Genomic DNA, 22,401 nt, shown 5'->3' with positions numbered 1-22,401 from the left:
GGATCTTGATGACCTGCTCTTCGCTAAATTTGCTCTTTTTCATAATCACTAAGTTAAAAATTCTAGTTTTAACCTGTTCAAAAAAAGCAGCCTGGTACCATATCAAAAAGCCTGGTCAGTAGCTTTGATACGATTACGATTAATATAAGATCAGGGAACAAATTAAAGATAGTAAGCAGTTTTGCCGAGTACAATAATTTGAGTTACCCATGTAGGTACAAACATATGGGCTTTGAAGAATTGAGAGAGCTGATAAAGAATCAAAACTTGTTCGATTCTATTCAAATTACTTGGAAAACGCAACTAAATACAGTTACTTTGAGTTTATGTCTAAGAAGGAAAAACTGGTCGCCAGGTTTTTGGGCATGCCATCCGACTTTCATTATGAGGAGATGGTGAAACTGCTTGGATACTTTGGTTTTGAGGAAGTAAAGAAAGGTAAGACCTCCGGTTCGAGGGTGAAATTCGAGAACGGTGAAGGGGTTCCTGTCATGCTCCACAAGCCCCATCCAAGCGGGATTATGAAGCAATACCAAATGAAACAGGTCAGAGAATTATTGGAGTTATGAAATTGAGCCTGCACGGGGCAGTCGGGCATGACGCAAACAGCCTACGGAGGGATGATTATAATGGTGAGATTCCTCGTCCGACTGGTGTCATCCGGGCGGGCATATGTCCTTTAAAAAGCAAATTAAAATCATATGAAATATCTGGAATACAAAGGTTATACGGGCAGCATTGAGTATAGTCCCCAGGATAGTCTGCTCTATGGAAAAGTGTTGGGAATCAGGGGTCTGATCTCCTACGAAGGAGAGACAGGAAAACATCTGGAAGAGGATTTTAGAGAAGCCGTTGATGCTTATCTGGCTGATTGTAAGGAAGGGGGAAAACCCCCTGAGAAGCCGTTTAAAGGAAGTTTCAATGTGAGGATACCGCCATCGTTGCACCAACGGGCTGCATTGCTGGCCATGGAGGCCAAGACCTCCCTGAACAACTTTGTGGCCGAAGCGATTCGGTATAGGGTCGACAAAGAACCTGCCTGATTATTTTTTTACAGGAAAGGGATCCGTTCCGAAAAGACACTCGACGTAAGGGAAACTGTCACAGGTTAAGCGGCGTTCCTCATCGTCATCCGGCAAAAAGCCACGCCAGCCCTCAGGTAAGCTTCGTAGCTCAGCCCACCTGCCGTCCTTCGGGTCTTCGCTGTGCTCCGAGGCTGTCATGTCTTTTGTGCTCCCTCTTCTTTCTCATGGCTGTCCCCGTGTCTCCGTGCAGATGCTTTCCGCCACGGCGGATCGCTTCGCCAGTCACTGCCGGGATCTACCCACCGCTTAAACCGCCCCACTCCCTTGCTTTTTGCCCATACCCGCCTAATTCAAGGCTTTCTTTTTTCGACTGAAATTTTTCAACCGAAAAAAACTATCTTTATGGTTGTCCAATGGGGCGAAACGTTCTTTTTAAATGTTGTGAGGAGGTTGGAAAAGCTCAGGAAATTGTTGTGCAGGGGTGTACCGATACCTCTACAACGGGAACGAGATCATAAGGGATCTTAATCTGGAAATATACGACTTCAAATCAAGGTTTTACGATCCTGCAATTGGGCGGTTTATAAGCATAGACGTGCTGGCCGACCACCCAAGGCAGATAGGGATGTCCCCATACCAGTTCAGTTGGAACAATCCTATCAGGTACAATGATCCAGATGGTAAATGTCCCAGCTGCTGGCCTATGCTTTACGCCGCATATCAAGGGATGAAAGCAAAATATTCAGGTATTTTAAGTCAAGCCAACACTCCATCACAAAGATTGATTTCGGGAACGTCTGGTAATACCCCTTTAAATATCGGGATGAATGAAACCACGAGGTCAGCCATTAAGATTGCAGGGGTTGCTTCCGATATCAATGCAGTGACCGAAGTCGGAAAAACCTTTGCAAAGGAAGCAACAATGGATGTGGGAAATGTTCTTGATAAAGGTGGAGAGGCAGTATCAGATCTAGGAATCTTGCTTGCGATACCGACAGAAGGGGCTTCTATGGTTCTTGTACCTATTGGTGAAGGAGCTTCCATACTTGGTAAATCCATGAAGGCGGGAGTTCATTTGAGCAACAGAAATGTCCCAGGGGCAGTCCAAGAAGGTGTTAACCTCGCTGTAGGTGCAATTACTAATTCGGCTGCAGGTGTATAATACTCCCCAAAAACTAGACCGGAGGTTAAGTTAAAAAAAACGATTAAATTTAACCTTATGAGCAAGCAAACAAGACGTAAATTTTCATCTGAATTCAAGGCCAAAGTGGCACTTGAAGCGGTCAAAGGTCAGCATACATTGGCAGAACTGTCTAAGAAGTTCGATATCAGTCCCGTGGTTATTTCTAAGTGGAAAGGGGAGTTTTTGGACAATATGTCCACGGTATTCGACAAAGACCACCCAAAGAAAAAGGACGATGATCCTGTATTGGACCAGCTCTATGCGAAGATAGGGGAATTGAAGGTAGAGAATGACTTTCTAAAAAAAAGTTGCAAGAAACTGGGGATATGAAAGCGCGGTGTAGCCTTGTTTTGCCCGATTCCAAGTCACTGTCTGTTAGACAGCAATGTAAACTACTGGAAGTGCCTCGTAGCAGCCTGTATTACAAACCAAAGGGAGAAAACGAACTGAACCTGAAACTAATGGGTATAATGGACCGACACCTTACCGACCACCCCACCGAAGGAGTAGTGTCGATGGTGTACCTGTTGACCGGACTGGGCTTTGTTGTCGGTCCGAAGCGCATCCGTAGGCTTTTCAGGCTGATGGGAAGAGAGACGCTCTATCGGAGGAAGAACCTCACCAGATCGGGCCTGAGAGAATATATCAGGCCTTATCTTCTCAGGAATCTGGAAATAGAGCGTCCCAATCAGGTATGGGTGACCGACATCACCTATATCCCCATGCGGAAAGGATTCATGTATCTGACGGCAGTCATGGATGTGTACAGCAGAAAGATACTCTCCTGGGGCCTATCCAACAGCCAGGATGCCAAATGGTGTAAAGAGGTACTCGAAGAGGCAATAACAGCTTACGGCAAACCTGAGATAATCAATTCCGACCAGGGAGGCCAGTACAGCTCAGGCCTCTGGATCAATTATGTTGAACGCCTGGGCATCAGGGTCTCCATGGACGGCAAAGGAAGGGCTCTGGACAATATCTACATTGAAAGGTTCTGGAAGTCTATCAAGTATGATTACATCTACCTGAACCCCTGTGACGATGGTTTTGAACTGGCAGAGGGAATCGGTAAGCACATGGTGTATTATAATCATAAGATCCATCATACTACCAAAAAGAGACCCGAACAAATGTACGGGGACACGATAGGTGTCGCCGCATAAAATTAAAATTAGTTGTCTTTATTCCCAAGGGTACCCTTGGGAATAAAGACAACTAAAGATACATTAATAATCAAATAAATTAACTTAGCAACTGATACCTTTGGTCCAATAAATAGGGAGTATTATAGTGCAGCAATTCTGCAATCTAAAAAAGTAGGATTGATAAATAACCCCATTCAGGAATATACTCAAAAATCTGCCTTAGGTGTTGTTGAAAGTGGGGTTAATAAAACTAGCGGGTTAATCAATGAAAATGTTCAAAGAAGAGATGAAGAAGAAAAAAGACGATAATGAATTTTTATTAGCAGGCAGGATGAATTTTATTGGCCTACTTATAGTATTACTAATGATATTATTATACTATCTTTTTGGCTAGTTTTCTTTAAGAACAATTTAAACTCTTTAGTAAGTTATATTAAAAAAGCCCCGATTAAGGGGCTTTTTCTATTTAGCGAAAGCCTGTTTGGTTTTAAAATTTTGGATGTAAGTATCAATGACGTTTAATAAAACGCTTTTGGTATCTGCATCCATTTTTTGTATGTCGTTTATACGATCCACCGTTTCTTTGTCGTAAGAAGCGTTTTCACCTTCCCCGAAAAAAACTCCACCGTTACGCCAAAAGCCCTGGCCATCTTAGCTACCATCTCGATAGAGGGTAAGTTTTCGTTACGCCCATACTTGCCGATCATCTCCCTGGAAGCGGCGATCCGCTGCGCTAATGAAATGCAGCTGCCGTCACTCAGGGATCAGGACGACGGTGTGGAAATGCCATCTTTTCGTACAGCAGAAACTTAACTGAACAAAAAAACCAATAACTTTAAAGAACAGATAAAACTGATCAAAATGGATATCCAAACCATCAAAGTCGACCTTATCCACTGGCTCACGGAGCTACAGGATCCGAAAATACTGGAACAGCTTCAGGCTCTCAAACACCTTCAGGAGGGAGGGTTAAGCGATGCCCACAAGGCGTTGTTGGATGAGCGTATAGCTTCCTATGAAAAAGATCCCGGCAATGCGTTGGACTGGGATGAAATAATGAAAGAGATTGAAAAGGATTTATGACCTACAGGATTAAGCTGCTCCCGGAAGTTCGTTTCGACATTAAGGAAATAATGGAATGGTACAATGAAGAAAGGCCTGGATTAGGTAAAGCGTTTTATTTGGTATTGAAATCAAGGCTTGATTATATCCGGAGGTATCCAATGCATTGTCAGGTTATCTATAGGGATCTGAGAAGCATTTTGTTGGACAGGTTCCCCTCTACCAGGTACATTACAAAATAGAGGAAACGGACGGATTGATTGTTGTTTTTGCGATCACGCATACCAGCAGGGATCCCGAGGTCTGGAAAAGCAAGAGGTGATACCATACGGATTGGTATGAAAACCTCAAGATCCAACTGCATTCTTTTGTGATAGCCACTTCGAAAAGTAAATTCAGCATATCGATAAAGTTGACAGGTTAGCGGCGTTCCTCATCGTCATCCGGCAAAAAGCCACGCCAGCCCTCAGGTAAGCTTCGTAGCTCAGCTGTAATAGCTCCGATATTATCTGACAGTTGGCTAAATTTAGTCCGCGTTTTCTTAAGGGATATCACTCCCAAAATGATTGTAAGGTAAGATAAATATCCTTTCTGTGGCCCAGATCGATCACATCCACCAGCGGGACACTGTCCTGTATCTCGTAGATGATTCGGTAGTTGGCCATACGGACACGGTAGCCGTCCCTGTCTTTTAACTTCTTGCAGCCTTTTGGGCGAGGGTCATTTCCCAGATCCAGTACTATGGATTTGAGGGTGAATCAATGCGGTTTGGCTTGACTGGCGTATTTCCGGCACCTGCTGCCTCGTCGAACGGTGTTTCTCTTCACCCAGGGCCGCATCTTCGATCCCGCGAAAAGCCTGTTCGACCTGGTTATGCGCCGATTCGTCCTGTTAGCCTCCGGACCGGATCGTTCCCGATCTTACCCACCTCCCGCATCCTATTTCGGTCCGTATGCCTGCCCATGCTGTTTGGAGTACCCGGTGCTAGCGATGGTGTATACGAATAAGTTCTCAGGAAAAGCACTTTCAGTTTTTTTCCTTGCCATGGAGGCAAGGGTCCGGGATGCGGGAAGAAGCGTCAGGAAGGGTACAGGCGATTCAGCAGACCGGATAGTATTTTACGCATCGCGGGTTCGGCGCTTGCAGCAGCTCGCAGCACATCGGCAATGCTGATTTTTTGGATATTTCCCGGCGTACCGAGATCGGTAATGGCCGAAAGGGCTGCCACTTTCATGCCGCAATGAACCGCTACCTGCACCTCTGGCACGGTGCTCATTCCGACCGCGTCTGCACCGAGGATTCGGAGGTAGCGGTACTCGGCCGGGGTCTCCAGATTGGGTCCCTGCACGCCTGCATAGGTACCCCGGTGCAGCCGGATTCCATCCGCTTGTGCGATCTCCAGGGCCCATTCAATGAATCGGGGACAGTAGGGAGCACTCATGTCCGGAAACCGGTCTCCAAATTCGTCCAGGTTGGGCCCACGAAGCGGGTTTTCCGGAAAGAGGTCAATGTGGTCGTCAATGAGGAGCAGGTCGCCCACGTTTTGCGCCGGATGTAATCCCCCGGAAGCATTGGAAATCAGCAGGTTTTTCACGCCCAATTTGTTCATGACCCGAATCGGAAAGGTCACCTCTTTCATGGAATAGCCCTCGTAATAGTGAAACCGTCCTTTCATCGCAAGGACCGGGTGTTTGCCCCATTTTCCCAGGACCAGTTTTCCGAGATGGGATTCCACCGTAGAAACGGGAAAAAAGGGAATGTCGCCATAGGGGATTTCCCGCACCGGCTCGATGTCCCGTAGGAGGCTGCCCAGTCCGGTACCCAGAATGATTCCGGTTTCGGGAGGAGTTTTTAGAAAAGGCGCGAGGTAATTCACCGCATGGGTGATTTTTTCAGCATAGGGAATGGAGGGTTCGTTGCGCATGGGGAAGAAAGGGTACAGTGAGGCCGGAAGGCAATGGATTCCGGTTAAAACCAAATATATGGAAAGGGAAACTTTATGGGGTACTTGTTTGTATTTATGTAGTTAAAAATTATTCTTCATGATCAAGATCATCGTAAGCACGAATCGTAAAAATGCAGTATCGGCCAAAATGGCCGGGTTGTATCAGCAGATATTGGATCAAAACGGAGCAGAAAGTGAAATCATTCACCTGACTGACCTTCCGGATGACTTTGTGTTTACTGCCCTGTACGAAAATAACGGGAAAAATAGCGCCTACAACGCCATCCACAACCGCGTAAAAAGCGGGCACAAGTTTGTATTTATTGTGCCGGAATACAACGGGTCTTTCCCCGGTATTTTAAAGTCCTTTATTGACGGAATGACCTATCCAAATAGTTTTCGTTCAAAGAAATGTGCCCTGGTTGGCATTTCCTCAGGTATCGGCGGTGCCAGCATAGCGCTGAGTCACCTGACCGATATATTTAATTACCTGGGGATGCATGTACTGGCCAATAAGATTAAACTCGCCAAGATCGAGGAAAACATGGTTGACGGGCACCTTTCCAATAAGCTATACATCAGCCTCTTGCACGAGCAGGCGAGGGCGCTGATCGATTTTTAGGCTCAGTCCACGTTATCGTGAAGAAACCGGTTGTTGCTGATGATCTCGTTGTCATCGTTTAGGTTAAATTTGGAAAGATTCCGCTCCGAACTGTGCTGTACTTCGTGGAGTTTGATGTTTTTCCGTTGGTACGCCGGTATTTCCAGTTTTTCTTTAAACTCCTCCGGCGTCTGGTTCACCGAGCGCATTTGGCGCAGTTTTTCGAAACGGTCGTGCGCCCGCTTCATTGCCTTTTCCTTTATTTGCTCGAAGTAGTCGTTTTGATACATGTTGGGCTCTTCCTTTTCCCTGGGAGTTTCCCTGGGCGCGGCTTCCTCCGGCCGGTCGAATAAGGTCAGTACTTTTTTTGCTTCCGGAGCAGGGGCTCGTGCGACGAATTCGAAATCGTGCCTCTCCTCCTCTTTCTGACTGGTTGCGCTTGGCGTCACCGGGTTGTTTTTCCTTTCCGCAGGGGCTTCCTGAGGAGTGCCGGACGCATTTCTGGAGGCATCCGGGGAAGGTTGTGGAGGTTGTTTGACAGAAAAGGTCACGGTTTGTCCCGGATTGCTTTCGTCTTCCTCCACCTTTGAGGTTTTTCCCGACTCCAAATGGATCACTTTTTTGCTTTCCTCCGCTTCTTTTTTCCTGGTTTCGGCAAAGGTTTTGTCTGCAAGGGAATCGGTTTGAAAGCCGGTGGCAATGACCGTTACCCGGATGGCCTTTTTCAGATCGGGATCGATGCCCTGACCGAAGATGACGTCTGCCATGTCTCCCGCCCGGTCTTGAATGAATTCGGTGATCTCCACCAACTCGTCCATGGATAGCTCTTCGTCTTCTCCCGACATGATGGAAAGGAGTATTTTTTCGGCTCCTTTGATGTCCACGTTGTTGAGCAGGGGAGAAGAAATGGCTTTCTCGGCAGCTTTGATGGCACGGCCTTCCCCTTCTTCCATAGCCGAACCCATGACGGCTGCTCCCGCGTCCTTCATGACGGTTTTGACGTCCTCGAAGTCCACGTTGACATCCTGGGTTTCGGTAATGATCTCGGCGATGGACTTGGCAGCGGTACTCAGGATATTGTCAGCCTTGCCAAATGCCTGGCGTATGGGTAGGTTGCCGTAGATATCCCGAAGTTTATCGTTGAGGATGACCAATACGGTATCGCAGTTTTCCCGCAGGGCTTCGATTCCGGCCTGTGCGGAAAAGGTTTTTTTCCTTCCCTCAAATACGAAAGGTGCGGTGACAATGCCCACGGTAAGGATGTCCATGTCTTTCGCGATTTTTGCAATGACGGGAGCTGCCCCGGTGCCGGTGCCTCCGCCCATTCCGGCGGTGATAAATACCATTTTGGTAGTGTCTTCCAGGAGTTTTCGGATTTCCTCTTTGCTCTCAAGGGCGGCATTTTTTCCTTTTTCGGGGTTGGCACCCGCACCCAGCCCTTCGGTGAGGTGCGCTCCGATCTGCAATTTCAGCGGTACCGGGCTGCTTTTCAACGCCTGTGAGTCGGTGTTGACCACCACAAACTCTACGTCTTTGATCCCTTGGTTGAACATGTGGTTCACGGCATTGGAACCTCCGCCTCCGACACCGATGACCTTTATGATCGATCGGTGATTTTTTTGAATATCGAATTCATAATCTCTCATGATCTATGCTATTTTTTTGGCTATGTGTGATGCTGGGCGAAACCGCTCAGTAGTTTTCGTTGTCGTCGCCGATATCATCGGTGATGAAATTTTTCAGTTTTTTGGTAATGGATCCAAATATGTCCCGGCCTACCTGCTCGGATCGGTAGGCTTTTCTGGCCGCCGGATTGCGTACGGTTTCCTTGAGGCGGTAGGTATCCTCGCGGTCATCCAACGCCTTGAATCCGGCCAGTACCAGGCCCACGGTCGTAGCGTACATGGGACTCTTTACATCGTCAATTTTAGATTTACCCAGGTGCTCGTTGGGATAGCCGATGCGGGTATCCAGCCCGGTAAGGTATTCAAACAAGGGTCCCACTCCATGCAGCAGGGAGCCGCCACCCGTCAGTACAATTCCGCCGGCCAGCTTTTTGTACACCCCACTGGTGGCGATTTCGGATTGGACCATTTCGATGATTTCTTCCATGCGGGCCTGAATGATGGAGGCCAGGTTTTTTACGGAAATCTCTTTGGGCGGCCGGTTGCGCAGGCCCGGAATCGAAACAATCTCGTTTGGATTGGCTTCTTCGGCGATGGCCTTGCCAAACTTGGTTTTCAACAACTCCGCCTGATGGTGCATGACCATGCACCCTTCCTTGATATCGGCCGTGATGATATTGCCTCCAAACGGAATTACCGCGGTATGCCTAATGATGTTTTCGTAAAAAATGGCCACATCCGTGGTGCCTCCACCGATGTCTACCAGGCAGACGCCTGCTTCCTTGTCCAGGTCGCTCAGCACCGAAAGGGAGCTGGCCAGGGGTTCCAGGATGAGGGCTTTGGATTGAAGACTGGCCCGCTTCACGCAGCGGTCGATGTTGTTGATCGCCGCCGACTGGGCGGTAATGATGTGAAAATCTGCTTCCAGACGTGCGCCGGACATGCCCACCGGATCCCGAATGCCCTCTTCGTAGTCTACGGTGTAGTCCTGCGGCATGACGTGAATGATGCTGTTGCCGGGTGGAACCACGATGTTTTCCATGTCATTGGCCAGACGGCGAACGTCTTCCACGGTGATTTCGTCGTCCTTGGGGTTGCGGATGATCACGCCATGATGAATCGCACTTCGGATGTGCTGTCCGGCGATGCCGACGATCACCTCTCCGATGTCTACGTTGGACATTTCAGAGGCCTCGTTGACCGCTTTGGTGATCGCGTTGACGGTTTTATCGATATTGGTGACGATGCCACGGATTACTCCGTCGGATACGGCTTTGCCCATACCCAATACCTCTAGCTTTCCGTATTCGTTCTTCCGACCGATAATCGCACAGATTTTCGTGGTACCTATATCCAGTCCTACAATGAGTTTTTCGTTTTCCATAGCGCTAACAGTTATTCACAAATGATTTGATCCTTGTATTTTACATTTACCCGTTCGTACCTATTCCATCCTTTTTCCGGAAGGATTTTCTTGTAGTAGGTTTTGATTTTTCTAAACTTGATGTCGATGTTTTCGGGTTTCCCAAACTCAATGACCTGCTTCCCCACCTGTTGGTACAGATCGATGTCTCCATTGTCCCGCAGCTCCAGCGAGCTGATTTGTGCCGCCCAGAAGGGGTCTTCGTTGATAAATAGGATCAGGTCCAGCAATGCGGGTTCCGATGCGGACAAATCTTCCAGCTTCAGTAAAGCTTCTGCCCGTCTTCCGGTCATTATCAGCACCCGACTGGTGTAATTGGACGAGGTGGGTAGGATTTTCCCCGTGCTGCTGATGTAGCCATCCGCTGCCATGGGACGGACAATCCGTGCCATTGGGACATGCTGGCTTACACGAATCCGTATCGTTCCTTTCAAATCACGATAAACCTCGGCCTTCTTCACGAAGGGGTGCGCTTCTACCTTTTTTTCCAGCGCATTGATGGAAATATCCTCTAGCGTTCCCTGCTTTTCCAATTCGGGAAAGGCATTGGTCAGGAGGCCGACGAGCTCTTTTTCTTCCACAAAGTAGACGTCGCTGACCCCCTCTACGTGGATTTCCAGGCCGGATAGCGTTCGTGATGCCGCCTTCTTCTCGACAAAAGCAATGAATCCCGATACTACCAGGCCAGCCAATACCAGAAGGACGATTTTTTTAACCTGTCTCATGTTAACTCCTTTCATCCGCTATCCATTTTGCTATAGGTTCCACCAAACGATCAATATCGCCCGCCCCGATGGTCACCAGTACTTCCGGTGGCCGTTGCTGCAGGTAGGGCAGGAGGGCTTCTTTTTCCAATACTCTTTTCACCGGGCTGCTGATTGCCGGCAGCAACATGGCCGCTGTCACCCCCGCTATGGGTAATTCCCTGGCGGGATAGATGTCCAAAAGCAATACCTCGTCCGCAAGGGACAGGCTTTCCGAAAACCCGGCAGCGAAATCCCGGGTTCGGGTAAATAGGTGGGGCTGAAAGACAGCCGTCAGTTTTTTAGTAGGGTACATAGCCTTTACCGAACGCAAAAAGGAACGGATCTCTTCCGGATGATGGGCGTAATCATCGATATAGGTGATCCTTTCTCCGGAATGAATGAACTCAAACCTTCTTTTAACTCCCCGATAGCTGGCAATTCCTTCTCTAATTGCGTTTTCGGAAAGGCCAAAATACCGGGCAGCTGCGATGGCTGCCAGGGCGTTTTCGATGTTATGAAAACCGGGTACGTGAAGGTTTAGGTCGTCGATTCGTTCGGTTTCGGCACAGTAATCAAAGGAGAATGTGACGGTACCTGCCTGAATGTTCGCTGCCCGTATGTTACCGGAGTCCAGGCCATAGGTACGGACCGGAACGCTTCCGTAGGCCTTGTCCTTGATTTTCTCGTAGGCCCGGTGCTGAATAAATAGTTGGCCGCTGGGATTGGTCAGGCGAATGAAGGCAAGGAATCCCTCCAGAAAGTGGTCGGGGTCGCCGTAGATATCCAGGTGGTCGGGGTCGATGCTGGTGACGATGCTTACATTCGGATGCAGTTGCAGGAAGGAACGGTCGAATTCATCCGCCTCCACTACCACCAGGGGAGCTTCCTTGCTTCCTTCGTCGTGAAGGATCAGGTTGCTTTGGTAATTCTGGGTAAGGCCGCCCAAGAAGGCTGCCGTATTGTGTCCGGCGTTTTTCAGCAAATGGGCGATCATCGAGGAAGTCGTCGTTTTGCCGTGGGTGCCTGCGACGGCCAGGGTTTCCATGGACTTGGTAATCAAGCCCAACACCGCGGAACGTTTCATCAGGGTGTACCCCTGATCGGTGAAATAGCGAAAAAGCGCGCTGCTTTGGGGAACAGCGGGCGTCCAGATCACCAGGGTTTGTTTCCTGTCCGTTTGCAGGAAGGCAGCGGGTATCTGATCGGGGTCATCCCGATAGCTGATGTCCATCCCTTCGCTTTCCAGGGTAGCTGTAAGGGGAGAAGGGGTTTTGTCGTAGCCAAAAACAGGTACCCCGATGTGTGCAAACCAGCGGGCAATGGCACTCATGCCAATACCTCCAATACCGAGAAAATAGACGCTATGTAGGTTTTTTACGTTCATTGTATCAGATTTTCCATGACGCCGACGATTTCCACCGCAGCGTTTGGTTTCGATAGTTTTTTGATGGCCTGCGAAAGAGATCGCTGTTTGTCGGGGTCCTGAAGCAAGGCATGTACCATGGACTCCAGCTCCCGAACCGCCATCGAATCCTCCAGCAGCAATGCACCTCCCTGAGTTACTACGGCTCTGGCATTTTTGGTCTGGTGGTCTTCCGCCACGTTTGGCGAAGGAACAAAAATCACCGGTTTGCCAACCAGGCTCAGTTCCGAAACCGAAAGTGCCCCCGATCTGGAAATGACCAGGTCAGCGGCCGCATAAGCCAGGTCCATCTCCTTGATGAATTCCTGGGCATGAATGTGAGTCAACCCGGAGTCCTGAACCTGCTGTTGGATCTTCTGGAAATAGTACGAGCCGGTTTGCCACAAAACCTGGTATCCCTTCGCTTCGAATCCCTGCATGCTTTCCAGCATTGCTTCGTTGAGTGTGCGCGCGCCCAAACTTCCCCCAATAGACAAGATCACGGGCTTGTCTGGCTGTAGGCCAAAGTGTTTTCCTGCGGCTTCTTTTTTGCCGGTTACATCCAAGATGTCTTTGCGTACCGGGTTGCCGGTATAGTGTATTTTTTGTTTGGGAAAATAGCGCTCCATTTGCGGATAGGCCACGCAGATTGCCCGGGCGTTTTTTGCCAGCAAGCGATTCGTCAGACCGGCATAGCTGTTTTGCTCCTGTATCAGCGTAGGAAGTCCCTTTCGTTGGGCGGCAAAAAGTACCGGGCCACTGGCATAGCCACCCACGCCCACCACCAAGTGAGGCTGGAAATTTTTGATTAGTTTTCGGGCTTTTTGGAGGCTGTCCAATACCTTAAACGGAAAGCTGAGGTTCTCCAGCGTAAACCGGCGTTGCAGGCCGGCGATCCGCAATCCCTCGATCGGGTACCCGGCTTCCGGAACTTTCTGCATTTCCATCTTTCCTTCGGCACCGACAAACAACACTTCGCTTTCCGGAAACCGCTCGTTCCAGGCCTTCGCAATGGCTATGGCCGGATAGATATGGCCTCCGGTGCCCCCTCCACTGATAATGATTCGATATGTCTCTCCGTTCTTTTTCAACCGATTATGCAACGTTTACCAGGTTTTTGACCGATTTTTCTTCTCCCACGAAGGCATCTTCGTGGTCTCCCCTGCTCACACTCAGGATGATACCCAGGGAAATTCCCGTAAAAATCAGCGATGTTCCGCCCATGCTGACCATGGGCAAGGGCAAGCCGGTAATCGGGACCAATCCCACGGCTACTCCCATATTGATCATGGCCTGTATCACCAGGGAAAAACTCAGGCCTGCCGATAGCAAGCCGCCGAAAGGCCGGGTAGAAATGGCGACTACCCGCATGCCGCGGTACAGCAGCGCCAGGTACAGAAACAGTACAAAACCTCCGCCTACCATGCCGTATTCTTCCACGATGATGGCGTAAATGAAATCCGAATAAGGATGTGGTAAAATGTTTCGTTGCTCGCTTTTCCCAGGTCCTTTGCCGGTGATTCCACCGGTGGCAATGGCTATGTAGGAGTGTTTGGCCTGAAAGGGTACTTCGCCGGGATCCTCGTTCATGAATTTTTCGATCCGGGAAAAGAAAACACCGCCTCGTTGTCCCATCAGTATGGCCGTGGACAACACGAGCGCCCCCACCATGCCGACGACCAGGAGGTATTTAAGGGGCACCCTGCCGATAAACATCAGCAACAGGCAGGTAGACAAAAGCATGACGGCGGTGGACATATTGGCCAGGGCAATGAGCAGGCAAATGATCCCGATCCAGATAATGATCGGGATAAAGGTGCCTTTTATATCTGCAATTTTTCGTTGCCTCTTTGCCAGCATCCCCGCTACGGCAGCAATCAGTGCCAATTTGGCCAGATCGGAAGGCTGGAAAGCCTGGTTGATGATGGGAATGGTCAGCCACCGGTTGGCCTCGTTGATGGTCGCACCAAAAGCATAGGTGATCAATAACAACGGCACACTGATCCACAAGGCAAAGAGACTCAGTTTGGAAAAATACTTGTAGGGAATGGTGTGCACTCCCCACATAACCACCAGGCTGCTCAGGATCAGCGCACTGTGCTTGAACAGGTAGATCTCCGTATTGCCTCCCATTTTTCGGTAGGCGAGGGAGCCGGTAGCCGAATAGACGGCCAGAATGCTGATCATGGACAGCAACAGCACGATACCCCAGATAATGGGGTCTCCTTTAAGGTTCTCTTCCAGCCAAACTTTAACTTTCGCCATTTTCAATTGCTGTTTTTAGTTGCTTCACGGCCTCCTTGAATTGGTTGCCACGGTCCTCGTAGTTTTTGAACAAATCAAAGCTTGCACAAGCCGGAGACAGTAGGACCAGGGCCCCGGGACTTCCCTTTTCCAGTGCCCAGCGAAGGGCCTGATGGATGTCCTGGGTTTCCAAAATCTCCGGTATTTTTCCGCCAAAGGCCGATTTGAGCTTTTCGTTGTCCCGGCCCAGGCAGATCAGTACCTGTACCCGTCCTTGCACCAGCGTATCGAGCTGGGAATAATCATTTCCTTTATCCACTCCGCCCGCAATCCAAATGAGCGGGGAATCGTAGGCTTCCAGCGCAAATGCCGTTGCATCCACGTTGGTGCCTTTGCTATCGTTTACAAATTGAATGCCGTTGATTGCTGCCACCCACTCCATTCGGTGTGCCGCATTCACAAAAGTCCGGAGAGCCGGGCCCAGCGTAGTTGCCGGCACCCCCGCTGTGGTGGCCGCCAGAACGGCCGCCAGGGAATTGGCCAGATTGTGTGTTCCCTTTAGGGCCATGTCTTCAATCGGCCAGGACCATTCTCCCGCATCGGTTGTTACCCGCAGGTTTCCTGCAGCCACATAGGCCCTGCGTGCAGGACTGGCCTCCAAACCGTAGGGCAGTGCTGCGGGCTGACTTTTCTTGTGGGCCAGCGCCAAGCGAATGTTTGCGTCGGAATCGTAGTATATGAAATGGTCTTCCGGTTGCATGGCATTCGTCAGCTGTACTTTGGTGGCCGCATAGAGCGAAAGGTCGTTGTGATACCGATCCAGGTGATCCGGGGTTATGTTGAGCAACACGGCGATGCGTGGGCGGAATTTCACCAGGCCCTCAATCTGAAAACTACTTACTTCCAGTACCCACCAGTCCCGGTCGCCTTCGCAGAGCTGTAGCGCCCAGCTTTGGCCCACGTTGCCCGCCAACCCTACCTCCAGCCCTGCCGCTTGTAGCAGGTGATGGATCAGCAGGGTGGTGGTGGTTTTTCCATTGGTCCCGGTAATGGCTATAACCTTTCCCTGCGAATAGCCGAAGGCGAATTCCAGTTCGTCTACCACCGGAATGCCGGCGGCTTTGAGCTTCACAACGATGGGGTGGACATAGGGGATTCCCGGGCTTTTGACCACCGTATCGGCAGCCAAAAGCTCCGCAATGGTATGGGTTCCTTCTTCAAACCCAATACCTCGCTTCTTGAAAACGGCTTTCTTCTCCGCAGCGATTGCTCCGGCATCGGACACAAAAACCCGATGTCCCTGCTTTTGGGCAAGAAGCGCGGCTCCAAAACCGCTTTCTCCGGATCCTATCACGACCGTCTTCTTCATTTATCGCAGTTTAAGTGTAGCCAATGCCAGTATGGCAAACAAGATTCCAAGTATCCAGAATCGCACCGTAATTTTTGCTTCGGGGATGTTCTTTTTCTGGTAATGGTGATGCAGCGGGGACATGAGAAAGACGCGCTTTCCCTCCCCGTATTTCCGCCGGGTATATTTGAAATAGCTCACCTGAATGATCACGGAGAGCAATTCGATCAGGAAAATGCCGCAGAGCACGGGCAGCAGGAGCTCCTTTCGAAGGGTGAGGGACAATACCGCAATGACTCCCCCGATCATCAGACTGCCGGTGTCGCCCATAAACACCTGGGCGGGGTAGGAATTGTACCAAAGGAATCCCACGCAGGCACCGACAAAGGCAGCGCAGAAGATTACCAATTCGCCGGAATTTGGGATAAAGAGGACGTTTAGGTATTGGGAAAAGATCGCATTGCCGCTGATGTAGGCGTAAATAGCAATCGTAAGCCCGATGATGGCCGAGGTGCCGGCCGCCAACCCGTCTATGCCGTCGGTGATGTTCGCGCCGTTGGAAACAGCCGTCACCACAAAGATCACGAGTAGTACGTACAACACGGGGGTGAAATTTTCCCCCAGGAACCCAAAAATCACGTCGTAGTTCAATTCGTTGTTTTTCAGGAACGGAATGGTGGTTTTCATGGATTTCACATCCTGGAAGGCCGGTGTTGCGACCACACCTTCGGCGATGGAGACCGTATCTTGAAACTCACGAATGACCACGTCCTCGTGAAAGTACAGGGTCACGCCCACGATAATCCCGATCGTTACCTGCCCGATGATCTTAAACCAGCCGGCCAGTCCTTCTTTGTTTTTCCGGAATACCTTGATGTAGTCGTCCAAAAAGCCAATGCCCCCCAGCCAAAGGGTTGTTACCAGTAGCAGAATGATGTAGATGTTGTAGATATTGGCAAACAGGAGCGTGGGCAGCACGATGGCTGCCATGATCATCAATCCACCCATGGTCGGGGTTCCTTTTTTTTCCAATTGGCCCTGTAGACCCAATTCCCGGACGGTTTCCCCGATTGACTTTTTTCGGATCCAATCAATGATTCCTTTACCCAGGGTAATGGTAATCAGTAGAGAAAACAAGGCTGCCATACCTGCACGGAAAGAAATGTAGCGAAACACCCCTGCACCGGGGAAATCATACGTTTGGTCGATATAGTCAAAAATATGGTACAGCATTCGGTTATTCTTTGTGTAACATTTCTAAAAATTCCTTTACCACTTTTTTATCGTCAAAGGGGTGTTTGACTCCTTGTATTTCCTGATAGGTTTCGTGCCCTTTGCCCGCAATCAGCAAGATGTCGCCTTTTTTTGCCAGGCTGCAGGCGGTTTTGATGGCCGACCGTCGGTCAGTCAGGCTGAGCGTCTTTTTCTGGTCGACCGGATTTATACCGGCTTCCATCTCCCGAATGATTTCCATTGGGTCTTCGTCCCGGGGGTTGTCTGAGGTAAAAATGACCCGATCGCTCAGGTTGCAGGCAATTTTGGCCATCAGGGGCCGCTTGCTCCGGTCCCGGTTTCCTCCGCAGCCTACCAGGGTGACCAGGGTTTCCCCGCCGGTTCGTAGTTTTTGTATGGTTTTGAGTACATTCTCCAGGGCATCCGGGGTATGTGCGTAATCGATAATGGCAGTGATACCTCCGTACACGACCTGATCAAAGCGGCCAATGGCTCCCTTTAATTTCGATAGTTGGCGCAGCACTTCCTCCTCTTCTTCGTCCAGCAAGAGAGCGACCCCGAGCACTCCCAGCAGGTTGTAGGCGTTAAATTCACCAATCAGCCGGAACCAAACCTGTTTGCCCTCGAAATCGAGTTCGAGTCCGTGCAGGGAGTTGGCCAGTATTTTTGCTTTAAAATCCGCGGGGTATTTCAAGCCGAAGGTAAAGGGCCTGGCCCGGCAGTTTTGGAGCATGACGCGACCTCGTTTGTCGTCCGCATTGATCAGCGCAAAGCCGTCTTTCGGAAGTTCGTCAAATAGCTTTTTCTTTGCTTTGATGTACGAATCAAAGGTGCCGTGATAGTCCAGGTGGTCGTGCGAAATGTTTGTAAACAAGGCGCCCGCAAATTTCAGTCCGGCCGTGCGTTCCTGAACGATGGCATGCGAACTGGCTTCCATGAAACAATGGGTACAACCATTTTCCAGCATTTTCACGAGCAACTCGTTGATCGCCACTACGTCGGGCGTGGTGTGGCTGGCAGCAAGCACCTGATCTTTGATTCGATTTTCTACCGTGGATAGCAGTCCGGTGGCATACCCCAATTCGGAAAACAACTGGTGCAACAGCGTAACGGTTGTAGTTTTTCCATTCGTGCCGGTCACGGCCACCAGCGTGATTTTTTCGGAGGGATTCCCGTAAAAATTTGCCGCCATGAGTCCGAGAGACCTGGCGGCGTTGATTACCTGCACGTAAGTAATCCCCTCCCTGAGCTTTTCGGGGAGATGTTCGCAGACGATGGCCGATGCCCCTTTGTCCAGCGCATTGTCGATAAAGGCATGCCCGTCCACCTGGGTGCCCGGTATGGCTACGAATACAGCTCCCTCCCGAACCGCTCTGCTGTCAAATGCGATGCTGGCAATTGGTACATCCATGGAGCCTTTCGTAGATACCAAAGAAACCTTGTAGACGATATCTTTTAATGGTTTGCTCAACGTAAATTTAATTTAATGATCTGGTCCTTGTTGATCCGGCTGCCCGCGGGCAGGGATTGGGAGCTAACCCGTCCCTTGCCTGCATGCTGTACCCGAAGTCCCTTGTTTTCAAGGACATACAGCGCATCCCGAAGAGTCATGCCGGTCACGTTCGGAACGACCGGTTTTTCCACCGCATTGCTGATCCATTGGATCGACCGATTCGAAACCTTGGAAGTCACCCAGGTTTCGTTCCCGGAATAATGATTGGAGATACCCATGCTGTTGCATATCATCTGCAATTCCTCCACTTTTCCTGCCCGGATATAGGGAAATTCACTTCGGTCTATTTCGGGTATTTTCCGGGGTGTTTCGCTGCTTACCTGTACGCTCATGTCCTGAGCGTACAATTTGTCTGCGATTTCCCGGAATACCGGGGCCGATATATCTCCGCCGTAGGCATTGAATCCCTTGGGACTATCGATCACCACAATGGCGCTGTATTTAGGACGTTCCGCAGGAAAATAGCCGACGAAGGAAGTGTAGTATTTTTGGGTGTACCTTCCGTTTTCTAATTTTTGCGCAGTGCCGGTCTTCCCGGCAATCCCGTAGGTCGCCGTTTTGATGTTTTTTGCCGTTCCGTTATCCACCACACCTTTCAGGAGGCTTTGGAGTTGTGCAATGGTTTTTTGGGAGGCGATGTTTTTTTGAACGATCTTTGTTCGAAAGCGGGCTTCTATTGCGTTGCCTTTGGATATTTGCTGCACGATCAAGGGTTGCACCAGGGAGCCTCCATTGGCCACTGCATTGTACAGGGTAAGGGTCTGCAAGGGAGTAATTTTCAGTTCGTACCCAATGGACATCCAGGGGAGGGTGGTTCCGTACCAGTTTTTATCCTCCGGGTTTTTAAAATAGGGCAATCCTTCCCCTTTGATTTGAAAGCCCAGGGGCTGGTCCAGCCTGACCCGGGAGATGTATTCCATAAATCGGTGGGGCTGGTGACCAAAATGGTCGTTGACCATTTTCGATATGCCCACATTGGAGGATTTTTCAAAGACTTCCCGAACGGTTAGCTTCCCATATCCTCCGTTTTTCGCATCCCGCATAAAGCGGTCGTAAAACTTAAAACGACCATTGCCGGTGTCAATGCTGTCGGTCAAATTGATTTTGCCTTCTTCCAAAAGAGCCATCATGGACAGCAGCTTAAAGGTAGATCCCGGTTCGGTAAGTCCCTGTTCGCCTACCGCGTAATTGTAATATTCGCCGTATCCGTACCCGTTTTTGTTTTTTTGCAGGTTAGCGATTGCCTTTATGTGGCCCGTGGCCACTTCCATCACAATCACGGAACCGTAGGCGGCGTCCTTGTTCATGAGTTGCCGGAGCAGGGCCGATTCAGCCAGGTCTTGTATGTTTACATCCAGGGTCGTGACGATGTCGTAGCCGTCCGTGGGTTTGATGTCTTCGGCGTCGTGCAGGGGTTTCCAACTCCCGCCGGCAATTTTCTGAAACATCGCTTCTCCATTTCTTCCCTCCAGGTAGTCGTTAAAACTGTATTCCAGGCCTACTCCGTACTGGTCTTCGTTTAGAAATCCGACGGTTCTTCCAGCCAGGTTTTTGAACGGCCGGTAGCGCTTGTCGATTTTTTCGAACAAAACACCTCCACCCATTCTGCCTTCCCGGAAAATGGGCCAGGTCATCATCTTCAGTTTGTCCTGATAGCCGATTTGCTTTCGGTTGAGAATCAGGTATTTCTTGCCATCGTTTCGGGCATCCAGGATCATGCGCTTGTAGCTCGCTGCCGATCGATCCCGGTAAAAGTCCGAAAGCAACGTTGCCAATGAATCCACCTTTGCTTTGAGTTGGGCTCCGGAGACGATGGAGGGATCCATCGCTACCCGGTAAAAGGGCAGGCTGGTCGCAAGGAGACTTCCATCCGCGCTGTAGATATTGCCACGGGTGGCCTTTACCGGCCGGTATTGCAAATGAATGTCCTCGGAGAGCTGGCGCCATTTGTCGCCCTCGACCAGCTGGATGGTACCTATTCTGTAAAAAATAGCACCGGCGATTACAGTGACTGCCAGAAAGGCCAGCCGAACCCGGAGCAATATGGATTTTTTGATGTTCACTTCTCTAACACGATTCGTTGTGGCGGTTCTTCTATTTCAACCAATCCCAGCGGTTGGATTTTTTTGGCAACTTCGGATTGCTTGCTGGAAAACATGTATTCCGCTTCCAATGTGGTGACGTCCGCACGGAGGTCTTCCACTTCCTGCTGGGTCCGTTCAATTTTTCGAATGGTATTCTCCGCCTGGTGATTGCTCCAGATGTAGAGCATGGCCAGAAAGGCTGCATATAAAAAAGGGGGCACCAATTTTACCGGTACTTGCTCACCCAGCAGTCCGCTGATATCCAACTTTTGCTCGATAAACGCAAATGGATTCAGCCAGGACTTTTTTGTCTTGCCAAGGGGCTTGATTGGTTTTCTGAAACTGTTTTTACTCATGGCTGTATTTTTTCGGCGATGCGTAATCGGGCGCTTCGAGCCCGTTTGTTTCTTTCGATTTCTTCCGGATCAGCAACGATGGCTTTTCTACTTACCGGCTCCAGGGGTCGAATCGGGTTTCCATAGAAGTCTTTTTCAAGTTCCCCATACAGTTTTCCCTTGGTCATGATGTTTTTTACCAAGCGATCTTCCAGGGAATGGTAACTCATGATTACCAAACGCCCGCCGGGTTTTAACAGGTCAATGCTTTGGAGCAGCATCTCCTCCAGGGCCACCATTTCCTGGTTTACTTCGATTCGGAGCGCCTGGTACACCTGCGCGGCATATTTTGCGTATTTTCCGCGGGGAGCGTGGTGGTCGAGCAAGCGTTTGAATTCGGCACTTCCCTCGAAAGGACTGTTTGCCCGGAAGGACACGATTGCCCGGGCCAATGTTTTCGCGTTTTTTACTTCTCCATAGGTTCCGAGTAGTCGCTGCAGCTCAATTTCCGTGTAGGAGTTCAGGACCCCTGCTGCCGTGAGCTCCCCGGATCGGCTCATTCGCATGTCGAGCGGGCCTTCGAAGCGCGTCGAAAAACCTCGCGAGGGTTCGTCGATCTGGTGGGAGGAAATCCCCAAATCGGCCAATATGCCGTCTACTTGTTCCACCCCGTAGAGCTTCAAATAGCGCCGTACGTCCCGGAAGTTTGCCGGTATAAAAGTGAAGCGTGGATCCTCGGGTGCATTTTTTTCGGCGTCGGGATCCTGGTCAAAGGCATACAAATGCCCGTTTTCCAACCGGTTGAGGAGCTCCTTGGCATGGCCACCTCCTCCATAGGTCAGGTCTACATAAATCCCATTGGGATCGATAGCCAATCCGGAAAGGCAGGCCTCACGCATAACGGGGATATGGTATACCGGATCAGACATGCTTTCCTAAAAATTTTCTGTTCAATGCTTTATACACTTGCTCTTCTTTGGCAGCGAATTCCTCGTGAAGGTCAGGATTCCAGATTTCTATCTTGGTCCCGATCCCGATGAGCACGGCATCTTTCTCCAGCTGCGCATGGCGAAGCATGTTTTTGGGAAGCAGAAACCTTCCCGCACTATCCAGTTCCACCGGCGATTCCCGCCGGAAAAAAGACCGTTTGAAAATCCGTACCTCCTCGTCGGTATCGTCCAGACTGGCCAGTTTGCTGTGGTCTTTACGGACCTCCATCATGGGAATCAACTCAAGGCAGGGTTCCAGACCTTTGCGCAGCATCATCTCCTGACCCAAGGATTCAGGAAGGGATGCCTTCATCTTAGAAGGTAAAACCAACCTGCCCTTGGCATCCAGTTTACACTCAAATTCACCGGTGAAAGATGCCATGTCTGTACTTCCTGATTCGTGAATACAAAAGTAGTAAATAGCCAAACACTTTATACCACTTTGCCCCACTTTTTACCACATCGCTATAAAAGTATCCAAAACAAACTACAAAGACA

Annotated in this window: 24 protein-coding genes; 8 read left to right on the top strand and 16 right to left on the bottom strand. The window is 49.9% G+C overall.

Features of this window, described 5'->3' with window-relative positions; all coding sequences use genetic code 11:
* Positions 1-326 precede the first annotated feature (326 nt).
* The 6 genes from GCU44_RS19465 to GCU44_RS23415 all read left to right on the top strand — a co-directional run bounded on the left by GCU44_RS19465 (position 327) and on the right by GCU44_RS23415 (position 3,662).
* On the top strand, positions 327-569 hold the full coding sequence (locus GCU44_RS19465; protein WP_154858846.1) for a type II toxin-antitoxin system HicA family toxin: 243 nt from the start codon (positions 327-329) through the stop codon (positions 567-569).
* A 132-nt stretch (positions 570-701) separates the two neighbouring features.
* On the top strand, positions 702-1,043 hold the full coding sequence (locus GCU44_RS19460; RefSeq protein ID WP_154858843.1) for a type II toxin-antitoxin system HicB family antitoxin: 342 nt from the start codon (positions 702-704) through the stop codon (positions 1,041-1,043).
* Positions 1,044-1,506: 463 nt separating this feature from the next.
* Positions 1,507-2,187, top strand: coding sequence for an RHS repeat domain-containing protein (locus tag GCU44_RS19455; protein ID WP_154858841.1), 681 nt, complete (start codon positions 1,507-1,509; stop codon positions 2,185-2,187).
* Between the two features lie 57 nt (positions 2,188-2,244).
* On the top strand, positions 2,245-2,538 hold the full coding sequence (locus tag GCU44_RS19450; protein ID WP_154858839.1) for a transposase: 294 nt from the start codon (positions 2,245-2,247) through the stop codon (positions 2,536-2,538).
* Complete coding sequence (locus tag GCU44_RS19445) at positions 2,535-3,371, top strand: IS3 family transposase (RefSeq protein WP_154858837.1); 837 nt, start codon at positions 2,535-2,537, stop codon at positions 3,369-3,371. The genes GCU44_RS19450 and GCU44_RS19445 overlap by 4 nt, the downstream gene beginning before the upstream one ends.
* 159 nt (positions 3,372-3,530) lie before the next feature.
* Positions 3,531-3,662 carry a hypothetical protein gene (locus GCU44_RS23415; protein WP_262885335.1) on the top strand — a complete coding sequence of 44 codons (132 nt, stop codon included), beginning with the start codon at positions 3,531-3,533 and terminating at the stop codon, positions 3,660-3,662.
* A 254-nt stretch (positions 3,663-3,916) separates the two neighbouring features.
* Here the strand turns inward: GCU44_RS23415 and GCU44_RS23515 are convergent, their stop codons facing one another.
* Positions 3,917-4,078, bottom strand: a complete 162-nt coding sequence (locus GCU44_RS23515) for a hypothetical protein (RefSeq protein ID WP_394366502.1) — start codon at positions 4,076-4,078, stop codon at positions 3,917-3,919.
* Between the two features lie 136 nt (positions 4,079-4,214).
* On the opposite strand from GCU44_RS23515, the gene GCU44_RS19435 reads away from it, so the two are divergent.
* Positions 4,215-4,436, top strand: coding sequence for an addiction module protein (locus GCU44_RS19435; RefSeq protein ID WP_154858835.1), 222 nt, complete (start codon positions 4,215-4,217; stop codon positions 4,434-4,436).
* Positions 4,437-4,966: 530 nt separating this feature from the next.
* On the opposite strand, the gene GCU44_RS19430 is transcribed toward GCU44_RS19435, so the two are convergent.
* On the bottom strand, positions 4,967-5,152 hold the full coding sequence (locus GCU44_RS19430; RefSeq protein WP_262885336.1) for a type II toxin-antitoxin system RelE family toxin: 186 nt from the start codon (positions 5,150-5,152) through the stop codon (positions 4,967-4,969).
* Positions 5,153-5,493: 341 nt separating this feature from the next.
* Positions 5,494-6,339, bottom strand: a complete 846-nt coding sequence (locus tag GCU44_RS19425) for a purine-nucleoside phosphorylase (protein ID WP_154858832.1) — start codon at positions 6,337-6,339, stop codon at positions 5,494-5,496.
* A 118-nt stretch (positions 6,340-6,457) separates the two neighbouring features.
* Here GCU44_RS19425 and GCU44_RS19420 point away from each other — a divergent pair, with 118 nt between their 5' ends.
* A complete protein-coding gene (locus GCU44_RS19420; protein WP_154858830.1) occupies positions 6,458-6,982 on the top strand; it encodes an NADPH-dependent FMN reductase in 525 nt (174 codons plus the stop codon).
* A 2-nt stretch (positions 6,983-6,984) separates the two neighbouring features.
* Here the strand turns inward: GCU44_RS19420 and ftsZ are convergent, their stop codons facing one another.
* Genes ftsZ through mraZ form a run of 13 tightly spaced genes read right to left on the bottom strand, consistent with a single transcriptional unit; the run spans position 6,985 to position 22,285 of the window.
* Positions 6,985-8,607 carry a cell division protein FtsZ gene (gene ftsZ, locus GCU44_RS19415; protein WP_154858828.1) on the bottom strand — a complete coding sequence of 541 codons (1,623 nt, stop codon included), beginning with the start codon at positions 8,605-8,607 and terminating at the stop codon, positions 6,985-6,987.
* A 46-nt stretch (positions 8,608-8,653) separates the two neighbouring features.
* Entirely contained in the window at positions 8,654-9,970 is a 1,317-nt protein-coding gene (gene ftsA / locus GCU44_RS19410) for a cell division protein FtsA (protein WP_154858826.1), read from the bottom strand.
* Positions 9,971-9,981: 11 nt separating this feature from the next.
* The gene (locus GCU44_RS19405) at positions 9,982-10,734 is read right to left on the bottom strand and encodes a cell division protein FtsQ/DivIB (RefSeq protein ID WP_154858824.1); all 753 of its coding nucleotides are present in this window, start codon (positions 10,732-10,734) and stop codon (positions 9,982-9,984) included.
* Between the two features lies 1 nt (position 10,735).
* On the bottom strand, positions 10,736-12,139 hold the full coding sequence (gene murC, locus GCU44_RS19400) for a UDP-N-acetylmuramate--L-alanine ligase (protein ID WP_154858822.1): 1,404 nt from the start codon (positions 12,137-12,139) through the stop codon (positions 10,736-10,738).
* A complete protein-coding gene (gene murG, locus GCU44_RS19395; protein ID WP_241685033.1) occupies positions 12,136-13,248 on the bottom strand; it encodes an undecaprenyldiphospho-muramoylpentapeptide beta-N-acetylglucosaminyltransferase in 1,113 nt (370 codons plus the stop codon). The genes murC and murG overlap by 4 nt, the downstream gene beginning before the upstream one ends.
* A gap of 4 nt (positions 13,249-13,252) precedes the next feature.
* Positions 13,253-14,422, bottom strand: coding sequence for an FtsW/RodA/SpoVE family cell cycle protein (locus GCU44_RS19390; RefSeq protein WP_154858820.1), 1,170 nt, complete (start codon positions 14,420-14,422; stop codon positions 13,253-13,255).
* A complete protein-coding gene (gene murD / locus GCU44_RS19385) occupies positions 14,409-15,770 on the bottom strand; it encodes a UDP-N-acetylmuramoyl-L-alanine--D-glutamate ligase (protein WP_154858818.1) in 1,362 nt (453 codons plus the stop codon). Before murD ends, GCU44_RS19390 begins: the two co-directional genes overlap by 14 nt.
* Entirely contained in the window at positions 15,771-16,982 is a 1,212-nt protein-coding gene (gene mraY, locus GCU44_RS19380; protein ID WP_154858816.1) for a phospho-N-acetylmuramoyl-pentapeptide-transferase, read from the bottom strand.
* Between the two features lie 4 nt (positions 16,983-16,986).
* A complete protein-coding gene (locus GCU44_RS19375; RefSeq protein WP_154858813.1) occupies positions 16,987-18,453 on the bottom strand; it encodes a UDP-N-acetylmuramoyl-L-alanyl-D-glutamate--2,6-diaminopimelate ligase in 1,467 nt (488 codons plus the stop codon).
* Positions 18,450-20,558: a penicillin-binding protein gene (locus GCU44_RS19370; protein WP_154858811.1), complete on the bottom strand. Its 2,109-nt coding sequence runs from the start codon at positions 20,556-20,558 to the stop codon at positions 18,450-18,452. Before GCU44_RS19370 ends, GCU44_RS19375 begins: the two co-directional genes overlap by 4 nt.
* Positions 20,555-20,935 carry an FtsL-like putative cell division protein gene (locus tag GCU44_RS19365; RefSeq protein WP_154858809.1) on the bottom strand — a complete coding sequence of 127 codons (381 nt, stop codon included), beginning with the start codon at positions 20,933-20,935 and terminating at the stop codon, positions 20,555-20,557. The genes GCU44_RS19370 and GCU44_RS19365 overlap by 4 nt, the downstream gene beginning before the upstream one ends.
* On the bottom strand, positions 20,932-21,843 hold the full coding sequence (gene rsmH, locus GCU44_RS19360; protein ID WP_154858807.1) for a 16S rRNA (cytosine(1402)-N(4))-methyltransferase RsmH: 912 nt from the start codon (positions 21,841-21,843) through the stop codon (positions 20,932-20,934). The genes GCU44_RS19365 and rsmH overlap by 4 nt, the downstream gene beginning before the upstream one ends.
* Positions 21,836-22,285, bottom strand: coding sequence for a division/cell wall cluster transcriptional repressor MraZ (gene mraZ, locus GCU44_RS19355; RefSeq protein ID WP_154858805.1), 450 nt, complete (start codon positions 22,283-22,285; stop codon positions 21,836-21,838). The genes rsmH and mraZ overlap by 8 nt, the downstream gene beginning before the upstream one ends.
* Positions 22,286-22,401 lie beyond the last annotated feature (116 nt).

The sequence above is a fragment of the Cyclobacterium xiamenense genome (assembly GCF_009467825.1).
Classification (GTDB): Bacteria; Bacteroidota; Bacteroidia; order Cytophagales; family Cyclobacteriaceae; genus Cyclobacterium; species Cyclobacterium xiamenense.
The sequence above is the reverse complement of the archived record's forward strand: the minus strand, read 5'-3'. Positions and strand labels throughout refer to the sequence as shown.